14 protein-coding genes are annotated in these 15,650 nt (G+C 61.1%); 4 read left to right on the forward strand and 10 right to left on the reverse strand.

Annotated features, from left to right (window positions below; all coding sequences use genetic code 11):
• Positions 1-3: 3 nt before the first annotated feature.
• Together ACP15N_RS11045 and atzF are read left to right on the forward strand one after the other, a co-directional pair.
• Positions 4-1,632, forward strand: a complete 1,629-nt coding sequence (locus ACP15N_RS11045; protein WP_425092328.1) for a dipeptide ABC transporter ATP-binding protein — start codon at positions 4-6, stop codon at positions 1,630-1,632.
• Positions 1,633-1,646: 14 nt separating this feature from the next.
• Positions 1,647-3,431, forward strand: coding sequence for an allophanate hydrolase (gene atzF, locus ACP15N_RS11050; protein WP_425092329.1), 1,785 nt, complete (start codon positions 1,647-1,649; stop codon positions 3,429-3,431).
• Between the two features lie 37 nt (positions 3,432-3,468).
• On the opposite strand, the gene ACP15N_RS11055 is transcribed toward atzF, so the two are convergent.
• Complete coding sequence (locus ACP15N_RS11055; protein WP_425092330.1) at positions 3,469-5,007, reverse strand: phospholipase D family protein; 1,539 nt, start codon at positions 5,005-5,007, stop codon at positions 3,469-3,471.
• Between the two features lie 166 nt (positions 5,008-5,173).
• Between ACP15N_RS11055 and ACP15N_RS11060 the strand changes: the two genes are divergently transcribed.
• Both ACP15N_RS11060 and ACP15N_RS11065 read left to right on the forward strand, forming a co-directional pair.
• Complete coding sequence (locus ACP15N_RS11060) at positions 5,174-6,550, forward strand: ABC1 kinase family protein (RefSeq protein ID WP_425092331.1); 1,377 nt, start codon at positions 5,174-5,176, stop codon at positions 6,548-6,550.
• A gap of 68 nt (positions 6,551-6,618) precedes the next feature.
• Positions 6,619-7,506, forward strand: a complete 888-nt coding sequence (locus ACP15N_RS11065) for a substrate-binding domain-containing protein (RefSeq protein WP_425092332.1) — start codon at positions 6,619-6,621, stop codon at positions 7,504-7,506.
• Between the two features lie 4 nt (positions 7,507-7,510).
• On the opposite strand, the gene ACP15N_RS11070 is transcribed toward ACP15N_RS11065, so the two are convergent.
• From ACP15N_RS11070 to ACP15N_RS11110, 9 genes are all read right to left on the reverse strand, one after another.
• Positions 7,511-8,356, reverse strand: coding sequence for a substrate-binding domain-containing protein (locus tag ACP15N_RS11070; protein WP_425092333.1), 846 nt, complete (start codon positions 8,354-8,356; stop codon positions 7,511-7,513).
• Entirely contained in the window at positions 8,356-9,165 is an 810-nt protein-coding gene (locus ACP15N_RS11075; protein WP_425092334.1) for an ATP-binding cassette domain-containing protein, read from the reverse strand. The genes ACP15N_RS11070 and ACP15N_RS11075 overlap by 1 nt, the downstream gene beginning before the upstream one ends.
• A complete protein-coding gene (locus tag ACP15N_RS11080) occupies positions 9,158-9,865 on the reverse strand; it encodes an ABC transporter permease (protein ID WP_425092335.1) in 708 nt (235 codons plus the stop codon). The genes ACP15N_RS11075 and ACP15N_RS11080 overlap by 8 nt, the downstream gene beginning before the upstream one ends.
• A 178-nt stretch (positions 9,866-10,043) precedes the next feature.
• Positions 10,044-11,009: a 2-hydroxyacid dehydrogenase gene (locus ACP15N_RS11085; protein WP_425092336.1), complete on the reverse strand. Its 966-nt coding sequence runs from the start codon at positions 11,007-11,009 to the stop codon at positions 10,044-10,046.
• A 16-nt stretch (positions 11,010-11,025) separates the two neighbouring features.
• Positions 11,026-12,369 (reverse strand): amidase, encoded by a 1,344-nt coding sequence (locus ACP15N_RS11090; RefSeq protein ID WP_425092337.1) that lies wholly within the window; start codon positions 12,367-12,369, stop codon positions 11,026-11,028.
• 157 nt (positions 12,370-12,526) lie between these two features.
• Positions 12,527-13,474 (reverse strand): alpha/beta hydrolase, encoded by a 948-nt coding sequence (locus ACP15N_RS11095; RefSeq protein ID WP_425092338.1) that lies wholly within the window; start codon positions 13,472-13,474, stop codon positions 12,527-12,529.
• A gap of 39 nt (positions 13,475-13,513) precedes the next feature.
• Positions 13,514-14,044, reverse strand: coding sequence for a nuclear transport factor 2 family protein (locus ACP15N_RS11100; RefSeq protein ID WP_425092339.1), 531 nt, complete (start codon positions 14,042-14,044; stop codon positions 13,514-13,516).
• A gap of 113 nt (positions 14,045-14,157) precedes the next feature.
• Positions 14,158-14,922 carry a helix-turn-helix domain-containing protein gene (locus tag ACP15N_RS11105; protein WP_425092340.1) on the reverse strand — a complete coding sequence of 255 codons (765 nt, stop codon included), beginning with the start codon at positions 14,920-14,922 and terminating at the stop codon, positions 14,158-14,160.
• Positions 14,923-15,216: 294 nt separating this feature from the next.
• Complete coding sequence (locus tag ACP15N_RS11110) at positions 15,217-15,558, reverse strand: DUF2853 family protein (protein WP_425092341.1); 342 nt, start codon at positions 15,556-15,558, stop codon at positions 15,217-15,219.
• Positions 15,559-15,650 lie beyond the last annotated feature (92 nt).

Genomic DNA, 15,650 nt, shown 5'->3' on the forward strand with positions numbered 1-15,650 from the left:
GCGATGCTGTCGATCAAGGACCTGTCGGTGGGATTTCGAACGCGCAAGGGCGACGTGGAAGCTGTGCGCGGTATCTCTTTCAACGTTGCGAAGGGGGAAACTCTGGGCATCGTGGGCGAAAGCGGCTCTGGCAAGTCCGTAACGTCCTATGCACTGATGCGCATCCTCGATGCCGGAGGGGAAATTCGCGCAGGCGACGTAACCTATGCAGGAATGGACCTGCGCCGCGCCTCGGAACGCGACATGCGGGACATTCGCGGGCGCGAGATTTCGATGATCTTCCAAAATCCCCGCGCCGCGCTGAACCCGATCCGGCGGGTCGGACATCAGATCGAAGACGTGTTGACGCGTCACGCCAAGGCAACGCGTCAGGACGCGAAGGAAAAGGCCATTGCCGCGCTGGAGGCTGTCAAAATCAACGACGCCGCGGCCCGCTACGAGGCGTATCCTTTCGAATTGTCGGGTGGCATGTGCCAGCGGATCGTGATCGCCATCGCGCTCGCCTGCGATCCGCAGCTTCTGATCGCGGATGAGCCGACAACGGGCCTTGATATCACCACCCAGAAGGCCGTGATGGATCTGGTTGCGGACCTGACCAGAAGCCGGGGCATGACAAGCATCCTGATCACCCACGACCTTGGGCTGGCCTCGCAATACTGCGACCGGATCGTGGTGATGAAGGACGGCAAGATCGTCGAAGAAGACGCACCAGGCAGGCTCTTCACAAGGCCTGAACACGCCTATACCCGCAAGCTTGTCGATGCCACACCGCGCATTGGCGCGTCGATCCGCGGGCTGTTGCCGCCCGACACGCGCACCGCCGAACCCCGGTACAAGGTCCATGACCGTCCTCTGCTGGAGGTCCGCGATCTGGTGAAAACCTATCCGGGCAAGACCGGGCCGGTCCATGCGGTCAAGGGCATTTCGTTTGCGATCAAGGACGGGCAATCGGTTGGACTTGTCGGTGAATCCGGAAGCGGCAAATCCACCACCTCCGAGATGATCGTGCGCCTGCAGGACCCGACCAGTGGCGAGATCATCTTCGATGGACAGAACATCGCCAGTACCCCCGCCGCGCGGTTCGCGACCCACCCGACCCGGCGTGACATCCAGATGGTGTTTCAGGACGCAACCGACAGTCTGAACCCCCGCGATACGGCTGCCTCGGCCATTGCTGAGCCGCTCAAGCGCATCGCCCGTATGCACGGAGCAAAGGCCCGGACCCGGGTAGAGGAGCTCGCGGATCTTGTCGGCCTGCCGAAACCCCTACTGACCCGGTTTCCGCACCAGCTTTCCGGCGGGCAGAAGGCACGTGTCGGGATCGCGCGGGCCATTGCGCTGGACCCGAAACTGCTGATCCTCGATGAGCCAACTGCTGCCCTCGATGTGTCTATTCAGGCCGTTGTGCTGAACCTCTTGGTCGATCTGCGCGCCAAGCTGGGGATGTCGTACTTGTTTGTCAGCCATGACCTGAATGTCGTGCGACTGCTCTGCGACGAGGTCCTGGTCATGAAAACCGGCGAGATCATCGACCGAGGTCCCGCCGCCGAGATCATGTCGAACCCCAAACATGCCTACACCAAAGCGCTGGTGACTGCTGCTCCGCAGCCGCCAGCACAAGACGCCGCCTAAAGCAAGGACGCCCCATGCTGCATTCCCTCCCTTTCACGCTCTCGTCGCTGCACACCGCCTATGCCGAGGGATTAACCCCACGCGAGGTCATCGGGGAGGTGTTCCGCCGCATCGCGGTCGTCGATGACCCTGCGCTGTTCATCCATTTGTGCTCGATCGAAGACGTCATGGCCGACGTCGCAGCCCTCCCCCCCAAGGGGCCGGACACACCGCTTTGGGGCGTTCCATTTGTCGTGAAGGACAATATCGACGTGGCGGGCCTGACGACAAGCGCCGCCTGTCCCGCCTATGCCTATACAGCCGAGCATGATGCCTTTGTGATATCACGATTGCGGGCCGCCGGGGCGCTTCTGATTGGGAAAACCAACCTTGATCAGTTTGCAACCGGTCTGGTCGGTGTCCGGTCGCCTTTTGGCGTACCACGCAATGCGGTCGATCCAGAGCTTGTTCCGGGCGGATCATCCAGCGGGTCCGGCGTTGCCGTCGGGCATGGGCTTGTCACGTTCTCTCTGGGCACTGACACGGCCGGGTCCGGGCGGGTCCCGGCGGCGCTGAACAACATCGTCGGGTTGAAACCATCACTCGGGGCCTTGTCCACATCGGGTGTTGTCCCTGCCTGTCGAACGCTGGATACGATTTCGATCTTTGCCATGACCGTCGGCGATGCGTATTCCGTCTTTGACGTGGCCTGCGCCTATGACGCGGCGGACGCGTATTCCAAACCAGTGACCGCCACGGTGTTTGGTCCGCCCCCCGCAGCGCTGACCATAGGGGTTCCGGACGCAAGTACGCTGGAGTTCTTTGGCGACCAGACCCAGGCAGAAATGTACGACACCGCACTGGGCCATCTCAGAACGTGTGGGGTGTCAATCGTCGAACTGGACTTCACCCCGCTCTATGACGTTGCCCAGATGCTCTATGACGGTGCCTGGGTCGCCGAACGCTATGCGGTTGTCGAAAAGCTGATGGCAGAGCAGCCAGACGCGCTCCATCCAACGACGGCTCAGATCATCGCTGCGGCCAAGACCCTGTCTGCGGCCGACGCGTTTCGTGGGATGTACCGACTGAAGACTCTCCAACGTGTTGCCGAGCAGGTGCTTGTGGACGTGGATCTCCTGTGTGTTCCCACGATCCCGACGTTCTACAGCCTTGCCGACCTGGAGGCGGACCCGATAACGCCCAACTCGAACCTCGGCACCTATACAAATTTCGTCAATCTTCTGGATATGTGCGGAATGGCCGTCCCGACCGCACCCCGCGCGGATGGATTGCCGGGGTCGGTCACGCTGCTCGGACGGTCCGGCGCGGATGGTTTGGTGGCCTCCCTCGCGCGTGTGTTCGAAGGGGACAGCCCCTCAGCCACGACGCCGTCGGACCCGCCGGCCCAAAGCTCGGACGAGATTGCTCTTGCGGTGTGTGGCGCGCATATGTCCGGACTGCCCTTGAACGAAGAGTTGACCTCGCGCGGTGCGAAGTTGATCAGCGCGACGAGAACCGCGCCCCGATACAGGCTCTATGCGCTGACCGGCGGGCCACCCTACCGGCCCGGATTGCTGCGCATAGAGAAAGGGGCCGAGATCGAAGTGGAGGTCTGGTCGCTACCCAAGCCAGCACTCGGCGGTTTCGTCGCGGGCATTCCATCTCCCTTGTCTATCGGGTCGATTGAACTTGCCGATGGCGACGTGGTGCACGGATTTCTTGTCGAGGCAGCCGGTGTCCAGGGCGGCGAGGATATTACGCATCTGGGGAGTTGGCGCGCCTACATCCGGGATGCGCATCTGACACCGACCGGGGCTTGAACAGGCTCTAACAAAGGCGTTTTCTGCCAAGGCAGGGTCACAATTGCCATTCAACGGGCAACCAGCCTGCAATGGTGGCGGTGATTTTTCTCCAGGCGCTGGCCCCTGGCTCGGAGCCAGAGACCGCCTCGCCGCGATACTGCCAGACAGGATTTCCATTCGCGTCCGCCTGCACGGCAAAGGCGTAGTCCTCGATCACAGGATCAAAAAATTCTAGAAACCTCTGCGCAAACGTCGCGCTTTCGATAACCATCCCCACCTCGGTGTTCTGGCGAATGGACCTTGGATCGATATTTGCCGAGCCGACGAACAGGGTCTGATCGTCCACAATCGCAAGCTTGGTATGCAGAACCAGCGGTGTTTCCACGCCGGCCACAAGACTTGGTCCATCCGGGCGCACCTCCAGGAATTCCACACCTGCCTTGATCAGCCGATCCCGGTAAGGAGCGTACCCACCATGGACATACGCATGGTTCGTCGCCGATAGCGCGTTTGTGGTGACCCGCACATGGACACCGCGCGCCACCAACGCTTCGAAAACCTCGGCGCCGTAGGGCTCAGGCACAAAGTAGGGAGTGATGATCAGCACCTCCGACTGCGCCCGCATGAGCGTATTGTAGAAGCTGTCACCTACCACAAACGGACCCTGACCCGGCGGCGTGCGGAGTTTTTCCGGATCATCCACAACGACGCGCGCGCTCCCGGCAAACGTCTCGACACGGCCATCGAGAAGATCCCGCAGATAGGTCGAGTTCACCGCACGGTCATAGATCTCCGCCGCCTCGGATGCGGCGGCCGATCGGAACAAGACCTGTGCCTCCCGCAATGGCGCGATATCCCCATCGGCAAGGCGCGCCATGGGCACGGACCATGCGTCGTTCCAATATAGATCGAAGGCCGCCGACAGGTCCTTGACCGGGGCGCCGATAACCAACAGATCGAAATCGGCAAATTCACTGTCGGTCTCGATCTGGTAGTATTCGTCGGCTATGTTCCTGCCGCCAATCACGGCAAGACTGCCATCAACGATCATCGCTTTGTTGTGCATGCGCCGGTTCACTCGCGCGAAATCGAGAACGAAGTTCATCGCTGTCGTGCTGTTGCGCGACAAGGGGTTGAAGGCCCGGATGTCCACATTGGGATGGGCGTCGAGGCTGGCAATCTGGTCATCGCGCGCACTGGTAAACACATCGTCATACAACAGGCGCACGCGTACACCACGGTCGGCCGCCTCCAAGAGCGCAAGCCACATGAGTCCGCCCGCCATATCAGGCTTGATCAGAAACGTTTTCACATCAATGGATCGTTCTGCCGCCTCGATCATTCGCAAGCGCGCGCCAAGGGCATCATTGCCATCCACCAGCGGTGCGACACGAACCTTGTCCATTCCTTGGCCCCGAAACAGGCGCGCGGTATCGCGTGCAAGACGCGTATCATCCGCCGGCAGCGCGCGCTCAACCGGAAGATCCGGGTCGAATGGCACCGCTGTGCACCCTGCAACTGCAAGCGAGGCAGTCAGGAATACAACACGCAACACGGCAATGCCGCAGGAGATACAGCCGGACGTATGGGGCATGGCAGATCGCTTCTTGAGTGGTTTAACTTGAAACTGACACCGCCAGTGTTGATGGGGTCAACCCCGCTGTCCCGACAACCTGATGAATTTTGCAGTCCGGGTACCCGGATCGGAACCCGGGAAGTCTGGCGATGACTTGAACGCAGGCCGCCCTAGCTTGCGTCCCATGACAGACACACCTTCCAGAACGCGCGCGCGGGCTGTTCCCGCCTCTCGTACAGGGCGGCTGCTCCGATTGGGGGGCGCGGCGAGTACCGTTGCCGGCGCGTTGGCCGTCAGCGGGGCCGGTGCGCTGATGCGCGGAGAACGTCCGGAATTCCGCGATCTGTTGCTGACACCGGCCAATGTAGGTCGCATCACCGATGAGCTGGCCCGTATGCGCGGCGCCGCGATGAAGGTCGGCCAGCTTGTTTCTCTGGATGCTGGAGAGGTTCTGCCGCCAGAGCTGGCGGAGATCATGGCGCGGCTGCGTGCAGATGCCGACTACATGCCGCCCCGTCAGTTGCGCGAGGTCTTGACCCGTGCGTGGGGGTCAGGATGGACGGGTGGGTTTGCACGGTTCGATGTCCGACCAATTGCTGCTGCCTCGATCGGTCAGGTGCACCGCGCGCTGACGAAAGACGGGCGCGATCTGGCGATCAAGGTCCAGTATCCCGGCATTCGCCGCAGCATCGACAGTGACGTCACGAATGTGGGTGCGCTGATACGAATGTCCGGACTCTTGCCCCGCGGGTTAGAGATCGGGCCGCTTTTGGAGGAAGCCAAGCGCCAGCTGCACGAAGAGGCCGACTATGCCCGGGAGGCTGTCGAGATGACGCGCTTCGGCATGTTGTTGAAAGAAGATCCCTCCTTTTGCGTCCCGGAATGGGCCGAGGACCTGTCCACGGAGACAGTTCTTGCCATGACATACCTGCCCGGTACGAACATCGACTCTCTGTTGACTGCGGATCAGGACACGCGGGACCGAACGGCCACTCAGTTGATTGATCTGGTCTTCCGCGAATTGTTTGAGTTCGGTTACATGCAAACCGACCCCAACTTCGCCAACTACCGGTATGACCCGGATAGCGCGAAAATCATTCTTCTGGATTTCGGTGCAGCCCGCCCGGTCCCAACGGAGCTTTCAGAGGCCTACGCCGCGCTGTTTTCGGCGGCCCTGACCGGACAGGACCTTGCCCCTGCGGCCCTTGAGCTCGGGTTTTTCGACAAGGCAACCGCACCGCATCACAAGGCTCAGATCATTTCCATGATGACAGAGGCTTTTGCACCGATGCGTACGGGTGAAATCCTCGACTTCGGTGATAGGGAGCGGTCCCGGCGGTTGACAGAACAAGCGATGGAAATGGCCGAAGATCCGACAATGACCCATATTCCCCCGGTAGAGACCCTGTTCTTGCAGCGCAAGTTCGCCGGTATGTACCTGCTGGCCAGCCGGTTGCGCGCACGGGTCGATGTTGCCGGAATACTCGCGCGGCGCCTGCCGGCTGGCGAACGGAGCGGCGCTGGTATCACCCAACCCGCGGTCGCTGCCGCAGGTGGGTAGCGCTTGGGGGTTGCGCGGTAGACAGGCAAACCGCATCGTGCACTCGAACCGAGCGACCCGAAGTGACCATGCCGTCTGAATTGTCCGCAGCCCAACCCCTGTTTCTGACCACCCGTGAGGTCGCAGACCTGATCCGGGTGAAGGAGCGCAAGGTCTACGACCTGGCAGCGGCCGGAGAGATCCCGCATAGGCGCGTTACCGGAAAGCTGCTGTTTCCCAGAGATGAAATTCTGCTCTGGATACAAGGCGAAGGCGACAAGACACCCGCGATCCAGGACCGTCCCCCGGTTGTAACCGGGTCCCATGATCCGCTGCTCGACTGGGCCATCCGGGAATCCGATTGTGGTCTGGCGACGCTGTTCAACGGGTCTAGTGAAGGACTGAGCGGGTTCATGGCCGGGCGCGCGGTGGCCAGCGGCCTGCATATTCCAAGCGACACCGACTGGAACATAGACGCCGTCGAAGAACGCAAGATGACTGATTGCGTCCTGCTATCATGGGCAACACGTCAACGCGGACTGATCCTGTCTCAGGAGGCAGAGGCTGACATTGCCACCTTGGGCGACACGTCCGGGCTGAGGTTTGTCCAACGCCAGGCCGGTGCCGGTGCGCAGGCACTTCTGGGCAGGCTTCTTGCAGAAGCCAAAATGACGCCGAGTGCGTTTGATCCGGCCTCCCCGGTGGCGCGTACGGAAAGCGACGCTGCCGCAATGGTTGCGGATGGCGAGGGAGACGTCGCCCTTGGCCTCGCAGCGATGGCAAAACGTTATTCCCTACGGTTCGTGCCACTGCTTCAGGAACGTTATGATCTGATCTTTGATCGTCGCGCGTACTTTACCGATCCTGTCCAACACCTGATCGCATTTCTGGGGTCAGAGGCGCTTCAGACGAAGGCGAGGGCGATGACTGGCTACGATGTATCGGACTGCGGACGCGTGCGCTGGAACGCGCCCTGACGTCTCAGGACCCGCCGCGTGTCGGTTGCGCGTTGGGGAAGAACAGCTGCTGGCCATCCACCTTGTAGCCTGCGATTGCCGCCTGTCCGGCGGGCGAGATCACCCAATCGACAAAGGTTTGCCCAAGCTCGGCTTTGACATGCGGGTGCACTGCCTGGCTCACGGGAATGATCCCGTACTGATTGAACATCCGTGTATCACCTTCGACAGCGATCTGGTACGCGCCCTTGTTACCGAATGCGATCCAGGTTGCGCGGTCAGTCATAACGTAGGCCCCCATAGCGGTGCCGGTGTTCAGCGTCGCGCCCATACCGGAGCCGGTTTCACGATACCAGCTGCCGGACGCGGCGGGCGCGTCGATGCCGGCGGCCTCCCACAGGCGCAACTCCGCCTTGTGGGTGCCGCTGTCATCCCCACGCGACACGAAGGCGGATTCGCTTCGGGCAATATTGGCCAAAGCGTCAGTTACATTCGTGGTGCCCGCGATCCCCGCGGGATCCTGAGGGGGGCCCACAATGACAAAATCGTTGTACATCACGTCAAAGCGCTGCGTGCCGTAGCCGTCGGCCACAAAAGCCTCTTCCGCTGGCTTGGAATGCACGAACAGGACATCCCCGTCTCCGTTCCGCGCGTTCCGGATCGCCTGCCCCGTTCCAACGGCAACAACGCGTACCTCGATACCCGTCGCGTCGTAGAATTCGGGTAGAATGTGATCGAACAGCCCCGAATTCTGAGTGGACGTCGTCGATTGAACCACGATGAAGCTGTCATCGTTTCCACTGGCAAGTGTCGGCCCGCCGCCCAACAGGGGCGATACGGCGGCAAGAAGGACGGCAAAGCGAAACATCATCAAACAGCTCCCACGTTTTGGCTCGCAGATGGTTGAGGGGCCTCGAAATACAACCGGCCCGCGCACCACGCGCGTGCTGGGGCCGAATAGGGGGCGGTCAGAAGCGTTTCCGCCGGCGCAGCCTCCACCACAAGACCGGCATGGACGAAAAGCGCATCCTGACCTAAACGCCGGGCTTGACCAGCGTCATGGGTCACCATCACCACCGTAATTCCCGCATCGCTCGCAGCATGGATCAGATCTTCGATCGCATGGGTGGAGGCAGGATCAAGGTTGGCGGTGGGCTCATCCAGGAAAAGAACCTTCGGACGACAGGCCAGGGCCCGGGCAATGGCAAGTCGCTGCTGCTCGCCCCCGGACAGAACACGCGCCGGTCGGTGCGCAAGGTCCGTCAGGCGTGCAAGCTCCAGGGCTTCGACCTCGCGCCTTGCACGCTCTGGCCCGCGCAGCCCCTTCATGCGCAAGGCAAACCGCAAGTTGGCCAGCACCGACCGCCGGAGCATGACCGGGCGTTGAAACACCATTGCCTGTTCGGAGCGCGCGGCCTTGTCCAGCGGACGTCCCTGCCACAGAACACTGCCTTTGGTCGGAGACAGCAGCCCGTGCATCATCCTTAAAAGAAGGCTCTTTCCTGCGCCATTCGCACCCAGGATCACCGTCCTGCGCCGCGATGCAATCGCGAAGCCAGTGCCATTGATGAGCCGCTTTCCACCCATATCCAAGGTCACGCCACGCGCTTCAATCAGCGGCGGTGATCTCTTGCTGCGGTCCAGACCTAGCAGTCCGCTTTCGGTGGAAAAATCACGCATATGCAGCCCTCACGGCAGAGGCACGCAAGCTCATCACAGCGGCGTTCAGGACAATCGCTAGGCCCAGAAGGACAACCCCCAACGCGAGAGCCAACTGCAAATTGCCCTTGGAGGTTTCAAGCGCAATCGTCGTGGTCATCACCCGCGTCACATGGTTGATATTGCCACCGACGATCATCACGGCGCCCACCTCTGCCACAGCCCGGCCGAACCCTGCCAGCGCGACCGTCATCAGGCTGTAGCGTGCGTCCCACAACAGGGCTCCGATCCGGTCAACCGGACCGACACCGAGGGATGCAAACTGGTCAGCGTACTCGCCCTGCAAGTCTTCGACGACCTGCCGGGTCAGTGCTGCAATGATCGGCGTAACCAGTATGGTCTGCGCAATGATCATCGCGGTCGGCGTGTACAACAGACCCAGAATGCCCAGCGGACCGGAGGCCGACAGCATCAGGTACACACACAGCCCCACGACCACGGGCGGAAGACCCATCAACGCATTCAGCATCACATTGACCACGGGGCGGCCGGGAAACCGGAATGCACCAACCAGCGCACCCAGCGGTAGTCCAATCAGGCAGGCAAGGATCACTGCGGTGACTGTCACACGCAACGACAGACCCACAATCTCCATCAGGGCAGGGTCCCAAGACAGGATCAACCCGATCGATTGCGCCAGAATGCTCCAGAATCCGTCCAAGTGGTTACATCCTCTCTTTCGGGAAATAAAACAAAGAAATGCAGTTTAATCTAGATCACTCTCGCAGGTTTAAGGGCGACAAAAGTCGCATTTCCTACGAAAAACCAGTCGAGGGCAGGCCTAATCAAGCCTTGGCTTGGGAAAAAACACGTAAAAAAGCAGTCAAAGATATATGCTCTTACGTCAGCGCGTCCTTCGGCGTATCGCCGCGAAAGAACGCATCCAGGTTGTCGAGCGCGCGAAATCCCATCGCGTCGCGCGTCCTTGTGGTGGCCGAGCCGATATGCGGCGACATGAAGATGCTCTCATGTGCCGCGAACTCTGCGTTTCCGCCCGGTTCAACCTCAAAACAGTCCAACCCGGCTGCCATGAGCTTCCCGCTCTCCAGCGCACGGATCAGTGCGCCCTCGTCAACCAAAGCGCCCCGCGCCGTATTCACCAGAACTGCGCCATCCGGCAATAACGATAACGAGTGATCGTTCATCAAATGCCGCGTCTCTGGCGTGGATGGGCAGTGAAGCGACAGGAAGTCGCTGATTGCAAGTACGCTTTCAATCGTGTCGTGATAGATCGCGCCCGCCTCATCCTCGACCGCAAGCCGGGTCCGGTTGAAATAGTGCACCTGCATGTCGAAGCCGCGGGCCTTGCGCGCAAAAGACTGACCGACGCGGCCCATGCCGATGATTCCCAACCGCGCGCCGGTGAGCTGTTTGCCGACCATGAACGACGGCGACCAGAAATTCCACGCGCCGCTGCGCACAAGGCGGTCTCCTTCCACAGCCCGCCGCGCAGCGCCCAGCATCAGTAGCATGGCGATTTCCGCAGTCGCGTCGGACAGGACATCCGGCGTGTTGGTCACCATGATCCCACGCGCGCCCAGTGCCTTCAGGTCGCAGTGATCCACACCAACAGAGTGGTTCGCGAGGATTCTGAGCCGCGGATCAAGGCGGGCGACAACGTCGGTAGAGAAGACTTCCGAATGGTTGGGCATCATCGCGTCGACCCGCGCGCTCATCGCAACGATCTCGTCAGCTGAGGCGGGGGTGTCCGCCTCGTTCAAAATCACTTCATAGTCGCGACGTGCACGTGCCACGGTCGCATCCGAGACCTTGCGGGGCAGCCAAAGAACAGGTTTTTCGCTCATGTCAGGTCTCTTTCGTTCATGCTGCGCGGTTTTTTGTCCAGGCCCAAAGCCACTGCGCTGCGCCCATCAAACGCGCATCATTGCCACGCGGCGCCACAAGCTGTGCACCGATTGGCATTCCAGAAGGCGATGTGAGGACGGGCAGGGTCACTGCAGGTGTCCCCATATACGTCCAGAGCCCGTTGAAGATCGCGTCCCCCGTGGTGCTGAGGTCAGCTGGTGCCGCGCCCGGCGCGGCCGGACACAAGATGGCGTCTGCGCGCTCGAATATGCAACCCAAGTCCTTGTAAAGACCCTGTCTCTGATCAAGGGCAATCAGGTACTCCCGCACCGAGGCGGCTTCGCCAGCCGTCATCGCCCCCTGAATGTGCTCGGACAATGCATGCCATCCGTTCGGTCTATATCGGGCATAGTGCTTGGACATCTCGGCAAAGTTGATCAGCGCTCGCATCTCGGCAACGGTTTCGAATCCAGCAGGAAGATCCACCTCGAACACCTGTTCGCCCAGACCATGCGCCAGGTCAGCGAGCGCCTCGCGCATGTCCGCATCTGCATCCTCCCACCCCGGAGGATGCACAAAGGCAAAAACCGGAGGCCGCAGAGGCGCAGTTCGCGTGGCCTGCAAAAGCTGCGGCCGCGGCCGGGGTCCCGTGGCCGGATCACTGGCGTCACATCCGAACAGGCACTCCGCGATCATCGCGGCATCCCCAGGCGATGTGGCAAAGACCCCGAGTGTATCCAGCGTATGAGACTGCATTGTCACCCCGCTGCGCGGAATGGCACCAAAGGTTGGCTTGAAGCCGACCGTGCCGCAAAAGGACGCCGGGCGAATAACCGACCCACCGGTTTGCGTGCCGACCGCAAGCGGGACCATACCCGCCGCAACAGCCGCTGCAGACCCGGCCGACGACCCGCCGGGGGTGTGCAGGGGGTTATGGGGATTGCGCGTCTCCGTCGGGCGCAGGAAAGCCAGCTCGGTCGTCGTGGTCTTTCCCATGATCACGGCTCCGGCTGCCTTGAGTTGCGCAACCACGAATGCATCTGTGTCAGGGACATGGCCTGCGTCGTTGGGTGTGCCGTTCTGGGTCGGGATGCCCGCCGTTGCGATCACGTCCTTCAACCCGATCGGAATACCGTGAAGCCCGCCCAGCGCTGCGCCACTGACGCGCTGCGCATCGAGCGCCTGCGCTTGCGCCCGCGCATGGTCTGGATCATGCCAGACCCAGGCACGAACCTCCGGCTCTTTCTCGGCAATCCGGGCAAGATAAGCCTCGGTCACATCCAGAGCCGACAACGCCCCTGTTGCTATCCGGTCGCGCAACGTCACGGCATCAAGGTCGGTGATTTTGTCATTCGGCATGGTCTTGGCGTCCAGTCAGCAAGGCGGTTTTCTCAAGTTCGGGTCCAGGTTGGGACCCGGCCTCTTCGCGCCCTCCCCTGACCCTCCGCCGACAGACCTAACGCAGCCGGGCCCGCGTGGAAAGCGGACCCGGATCTCGTATCGATAAAGGACGGTCTCAGTCGTCGTTGGCGCGGAAATGGTCTGCAACCGTGTCGGCAGCACGCGTCACATCCTCGGGGTTGTCATAGAAGTCGAACTGCGACACCCCTTCGAGCCACTGCAAGGTCGCCGGGCTTGCAAGCGCTTCGGCAAAGCTGCGGACGCCTTGCGGGATCGCGGCGGCCTCGGAATGAACGATGGCCAGCGGCTTGTCGAACTGTGCGGCATGATCCCCGGGGTAATAGGTCAGCCAGCCTTCCCAGGAAGCGTTGTTCCACCGGTTGTCATAGGCCGGGATCGCGCCGCGTGACGGTTCGTAATAGTAGCCCCCCATCGGCATAAGAACACCTTCGGCCCCGACCGGTCCGGCCGCCGGGATGATCTGACCGCCCGCGGCCTCGGCCGCGCGGCCCATTTCGATCAGCCCCGAGACACCCTCTGGCCCCCCATAGACCATCTCCACGATCTCGGCATCCTGAAGCCAGGGGGCAACCAGACCGACCCGGTGCACAAGCGGATTTCCGGCGCTGGCGTCGACCATATACCCTGCGGACGCACAGATACCGAGACCGTTGATCTGCGCCGGATCGACCTCTGGCAAGCCCGCTACGATTTCGAACGCGGCTCGAATATCGCTGATCTTCGCCTGCGGGTCCTCCTTGTAGCGCACCTGGTTTTCCAGATCGCCGGACTTGCCCCAGCCGCGGAAATCAAAGGTGAAAGCCGCGTAGCCTCGCGCGACCATCTGTTCTGCATACTCCCGAGGCATCTGTTCTTCGACGGAGGTCCATGCGCCGGTCACAACAACGGTGGGAAGGGGTGATCCGTCATGACTTTCCGGCAGATACAGCGTCCCGGACAAGGTGCTGCCTTCGTTTTCGAACTGCACTGTGCGGGTCTGGATATCGGCCAGTGCTGTGGATGCCAGAAGGGTGGCGGCGGTGGTGAGTGCTGCAAGTTTCATGTCATTTCTCCAGTGTTTGAGTCGGGGTTTCTTCAAGGGTCAGGATCCGGGTGTGTCCCGGACAAAGGGGTTTCCGCGCTGCGCTGTTGCGGTGAACGTCATGGCATCGATGCGCCAGCCGTCTTCGGTCCGGGTGAATTCGTGGGTGTAAGTGCCCCAGACCTCCCAAAGCGCTTCGCCACCATTCTCGGGGTGTGCGCCGGCTTCCATCCTGTTCCAGGCGTAGCCGTGCGACTGCATGATCGCGGTATCAGCAGTGTCGAACGTGATCCGGTGATTGCCGCGCAGATGGAAGCTCGGCTTTTCCTCGGTCAGGTTGCCGGACCAGCCTGCGATCAGCGCATCCGCCGGAATCGACGCGGGCGCACCACCGATCAGTGATGTGAAATCCACGTCAATCTGGTCGGTGAAGTAGCTGCGCGCCTCTGCCCACGCCTTGGCGTCAACCGCAGCATCCAGGCTATCGGCGATGTGGATCAGCTGTGCCCGATCGACGAGTGTCTCTGCCGTGATGTCTGCCTGGGCGGCGGGTGCGGCAAGTGCAAGGGCCAGAACGAAGTGCTTTGTCATCTTTCCTCTCCTTTGGTGCGGGGCTGTGCGCCCTGTCGATGAAAGGAAGATGGCAGCTCGATCCCGCCTTCGGAGGCGCGGATCTTGCGGTTGAGTATGCGATTCTTGCGGAGTTAACCGGCCTCGCGAAACGCCCGCGGGGTCGCGCCGGTATGGCGTTTGAAGTGTTGGCCGAAGCGACTCAAATCTTCATAGCCAACCGCATAGGCAATTTCCGCTACCGACCTTCGGGTGGTCCGCAGCAGCAGTTTTGCCCGATCCATGCGGGCGGCGATGATGAACTTCAATGGGGCGGCGCCCGTCGCCGACTTGAACGCACGCGCGAAATGGTAGGGGCTCATGCCTGCGAGCCCCGCCATGTCCTCAAGCGACAGCTTCTGGTCCAACCGATCCTGTACGTGGTCCACGACACGCCGCAGCCGAATGTCCGAAATATCCAGCGCTGAGGTCTGAGAATGCGAGATTTCTGCCTGAAACAGGTGCGCGGCAAGCGCACGCTGCATCGTTTCGGCGTAGATGGGCTCGCCCTCAAGGAACTTGTCGGCACCGAGTGCCATCTGGATCAGCATCGGATCGAGCGTCCCAACGCGTGGCGCGAAGCCTGCGCGCGGATCTCCGCCGACTTCGGTCAGAAGCGCGTCTGGAATCTCAAGCATGACAAGGTCGAGGGCGTCATCGAACTCACACACCCCTTCCGATCCGGCTTGCATGATCCATCCGTCAAGGCGATCCAGCGGCGCGTGCAGGCGCTTGTCACCTGCGACTGCCAGATGATGTGACGGTTGCGCATCCAGAAAAATACCGACCGCCGTATGCGCCAGCTTGAATGCACCACCCCCTGCCGGAAGAGTTGCCTTGGTGTATGTCACCTTCGACATACCCCAAAGCTAGGGTGCCGCACGCGCAGAGCAAAGAAGCAAGCGCATCACGTAAGTAACAAACGGTGGTTTAACGGGGTCGGGCGCACTTTGCGCATCTAAGGCCATGAATCAGCAAGAGGGCCCTAACCCCTTAGGACCCTCTGCCACCCCACGCGCCACCTGTTAAGGCTGCACCACACGTAGATCTGAAACTTTGGGTCCTGCCATACTGGCCGGGACAGGTTTCGTATAACGTGGAACCGCGCCAACAAGCAACGGAATAGAGGATAAAATTATCGCTTTTACAGTGCTTTAACCGTAAACGCTTTCTTTACCAAAGTGCTTGGTCAGCATGTAGTAGACGACCGCGCGGTACTTGTTGCGTTCCGATTTGCCATAGGTTTCGATGACTTTGGCGATCGCTTCGTCCAGTTCTGCGCCATCCGACAGGCCCAGCTTCTTGATCAGGAAGTTCTTCTTCACCGTTTCCAATTCGCCTGCCTGCGACGACGCCACGGTGGAAGCGTCCGCATCGTAGATCGACGGACCACAGCCGATCGTCACCTTGGTCAGCAAATCCATGTCCGGGGTCATGCCGCACTTGTTCTTCAGATCATCGGCATACTGCGCGATCAGGTCGTCTCTTTTGCCCATTAGTCTCTCCCTCCCACTCAGGGATTATAAGTCCGTTCACGCCAATTCATGCGCTTGGCGTGGCAGAGGTTAACGGGAGGGGTCGGGATTAC

Source organism: Tropicimonas sp. S265A (assembly GCF_049800835.1).
In the GTDB taxonomy this organism is placed as follows: domain Bacteria; phylum Pseudomonadota; class Alphaproteobacteria; order Rhodobacterales; family Rhodobacteraceae; genus Dinoroseobacter.

Coding starts and splice junctions, on each gene's coding strand:
- ACP15N_RS11045 (WP_425092328.1), top strand. CDS start 4: ATGCTGTCGATCAAGGACCTGTCGGTGGGATTTCGAACGCGCAAGGGC.
- atzF (WP_425092329.1), top strand. CDS start 1,647: ATGCTGCATTCCCTCCCTTTCACGCTCTCGTCGCTGCACACCGCCTAT.
- ACP15N_RS11055 (WP_425092330.1), bottom strand. CDS start 5,007: ATGCCCCATACGTCCGGCTGTATCTCCTGCGGCATTGCCGTGTTGCGT.
- ACP15N_RS11060 (WP_425092331.1), top strand. CDS start 5,174: ATGACAGACACACCTTCCAGAACGCGCGCGCGGGCTGTTCCCGCCTCT.
- ACP15N_RS11065 (WP_425092332.1), top strand. CDS start 6,619: ATGCCGTCTGAATTGTCCGCAGCCCAACCCCTGTTTCTGACCACCCGT.
- ACP15N_RS11070 (WP_425092333.1), bottom strand. CDS start 8,356: ATGATGTTTCGCTTTGCCGTCCTTCTTGCCGCCGTATCGCCCCTGTTG.
- ACP15N_RS11075 (WP_425092334.1), bottom strand. CDS start 9,165: ATGCGTGATTTTTCCACCGAAAGCGGACTGCTAGGTCTGGACCGCAGC.
- ACP15N_RS11085 (WP_425092336.1), bottom strand. CDS start 11,009: ATGAGCGAAAAACCTGTTCTTTGGCTGCCCCGCAAGGTCTCGGATGCG.
- ACP15N_RS11090 (WP_425092337.1), bottom strand. CDS start 12,369: ATGCCGAATGACAAAATCACCGACCTTGATGCCGTGACGTTGCGCGAC.
- ACP15N_RS11095 (WP_425092338.1), bottom strand. CDS start 13,474: ATGAAACTTGCAGCACTCACCACCGCCGCCACCCTTCTGGCATCCACA.
- ACP15N_RS11100 (WP_425092339.1), bottom strand. CDS start 14,044: ATGACAAAGCACTTCGTTCTGGCCCTTGCACTTGCCGCACCCGCCGCC.
- ACP15N_RS11105 (WP_425092340.1), bottom strand. CDS start 14,922: ATGTCGAAGGTGACATACACCAAGGCAACTCTTCCGGCAGGGGGTGGT.
- ACP15N_RS11110 (WP_425092341.1), bottom strand. CDS start 15,558: ATGGGCAAAAGAGACGACCTGATCGCGCAGTATGCCGATGATCTGAAG.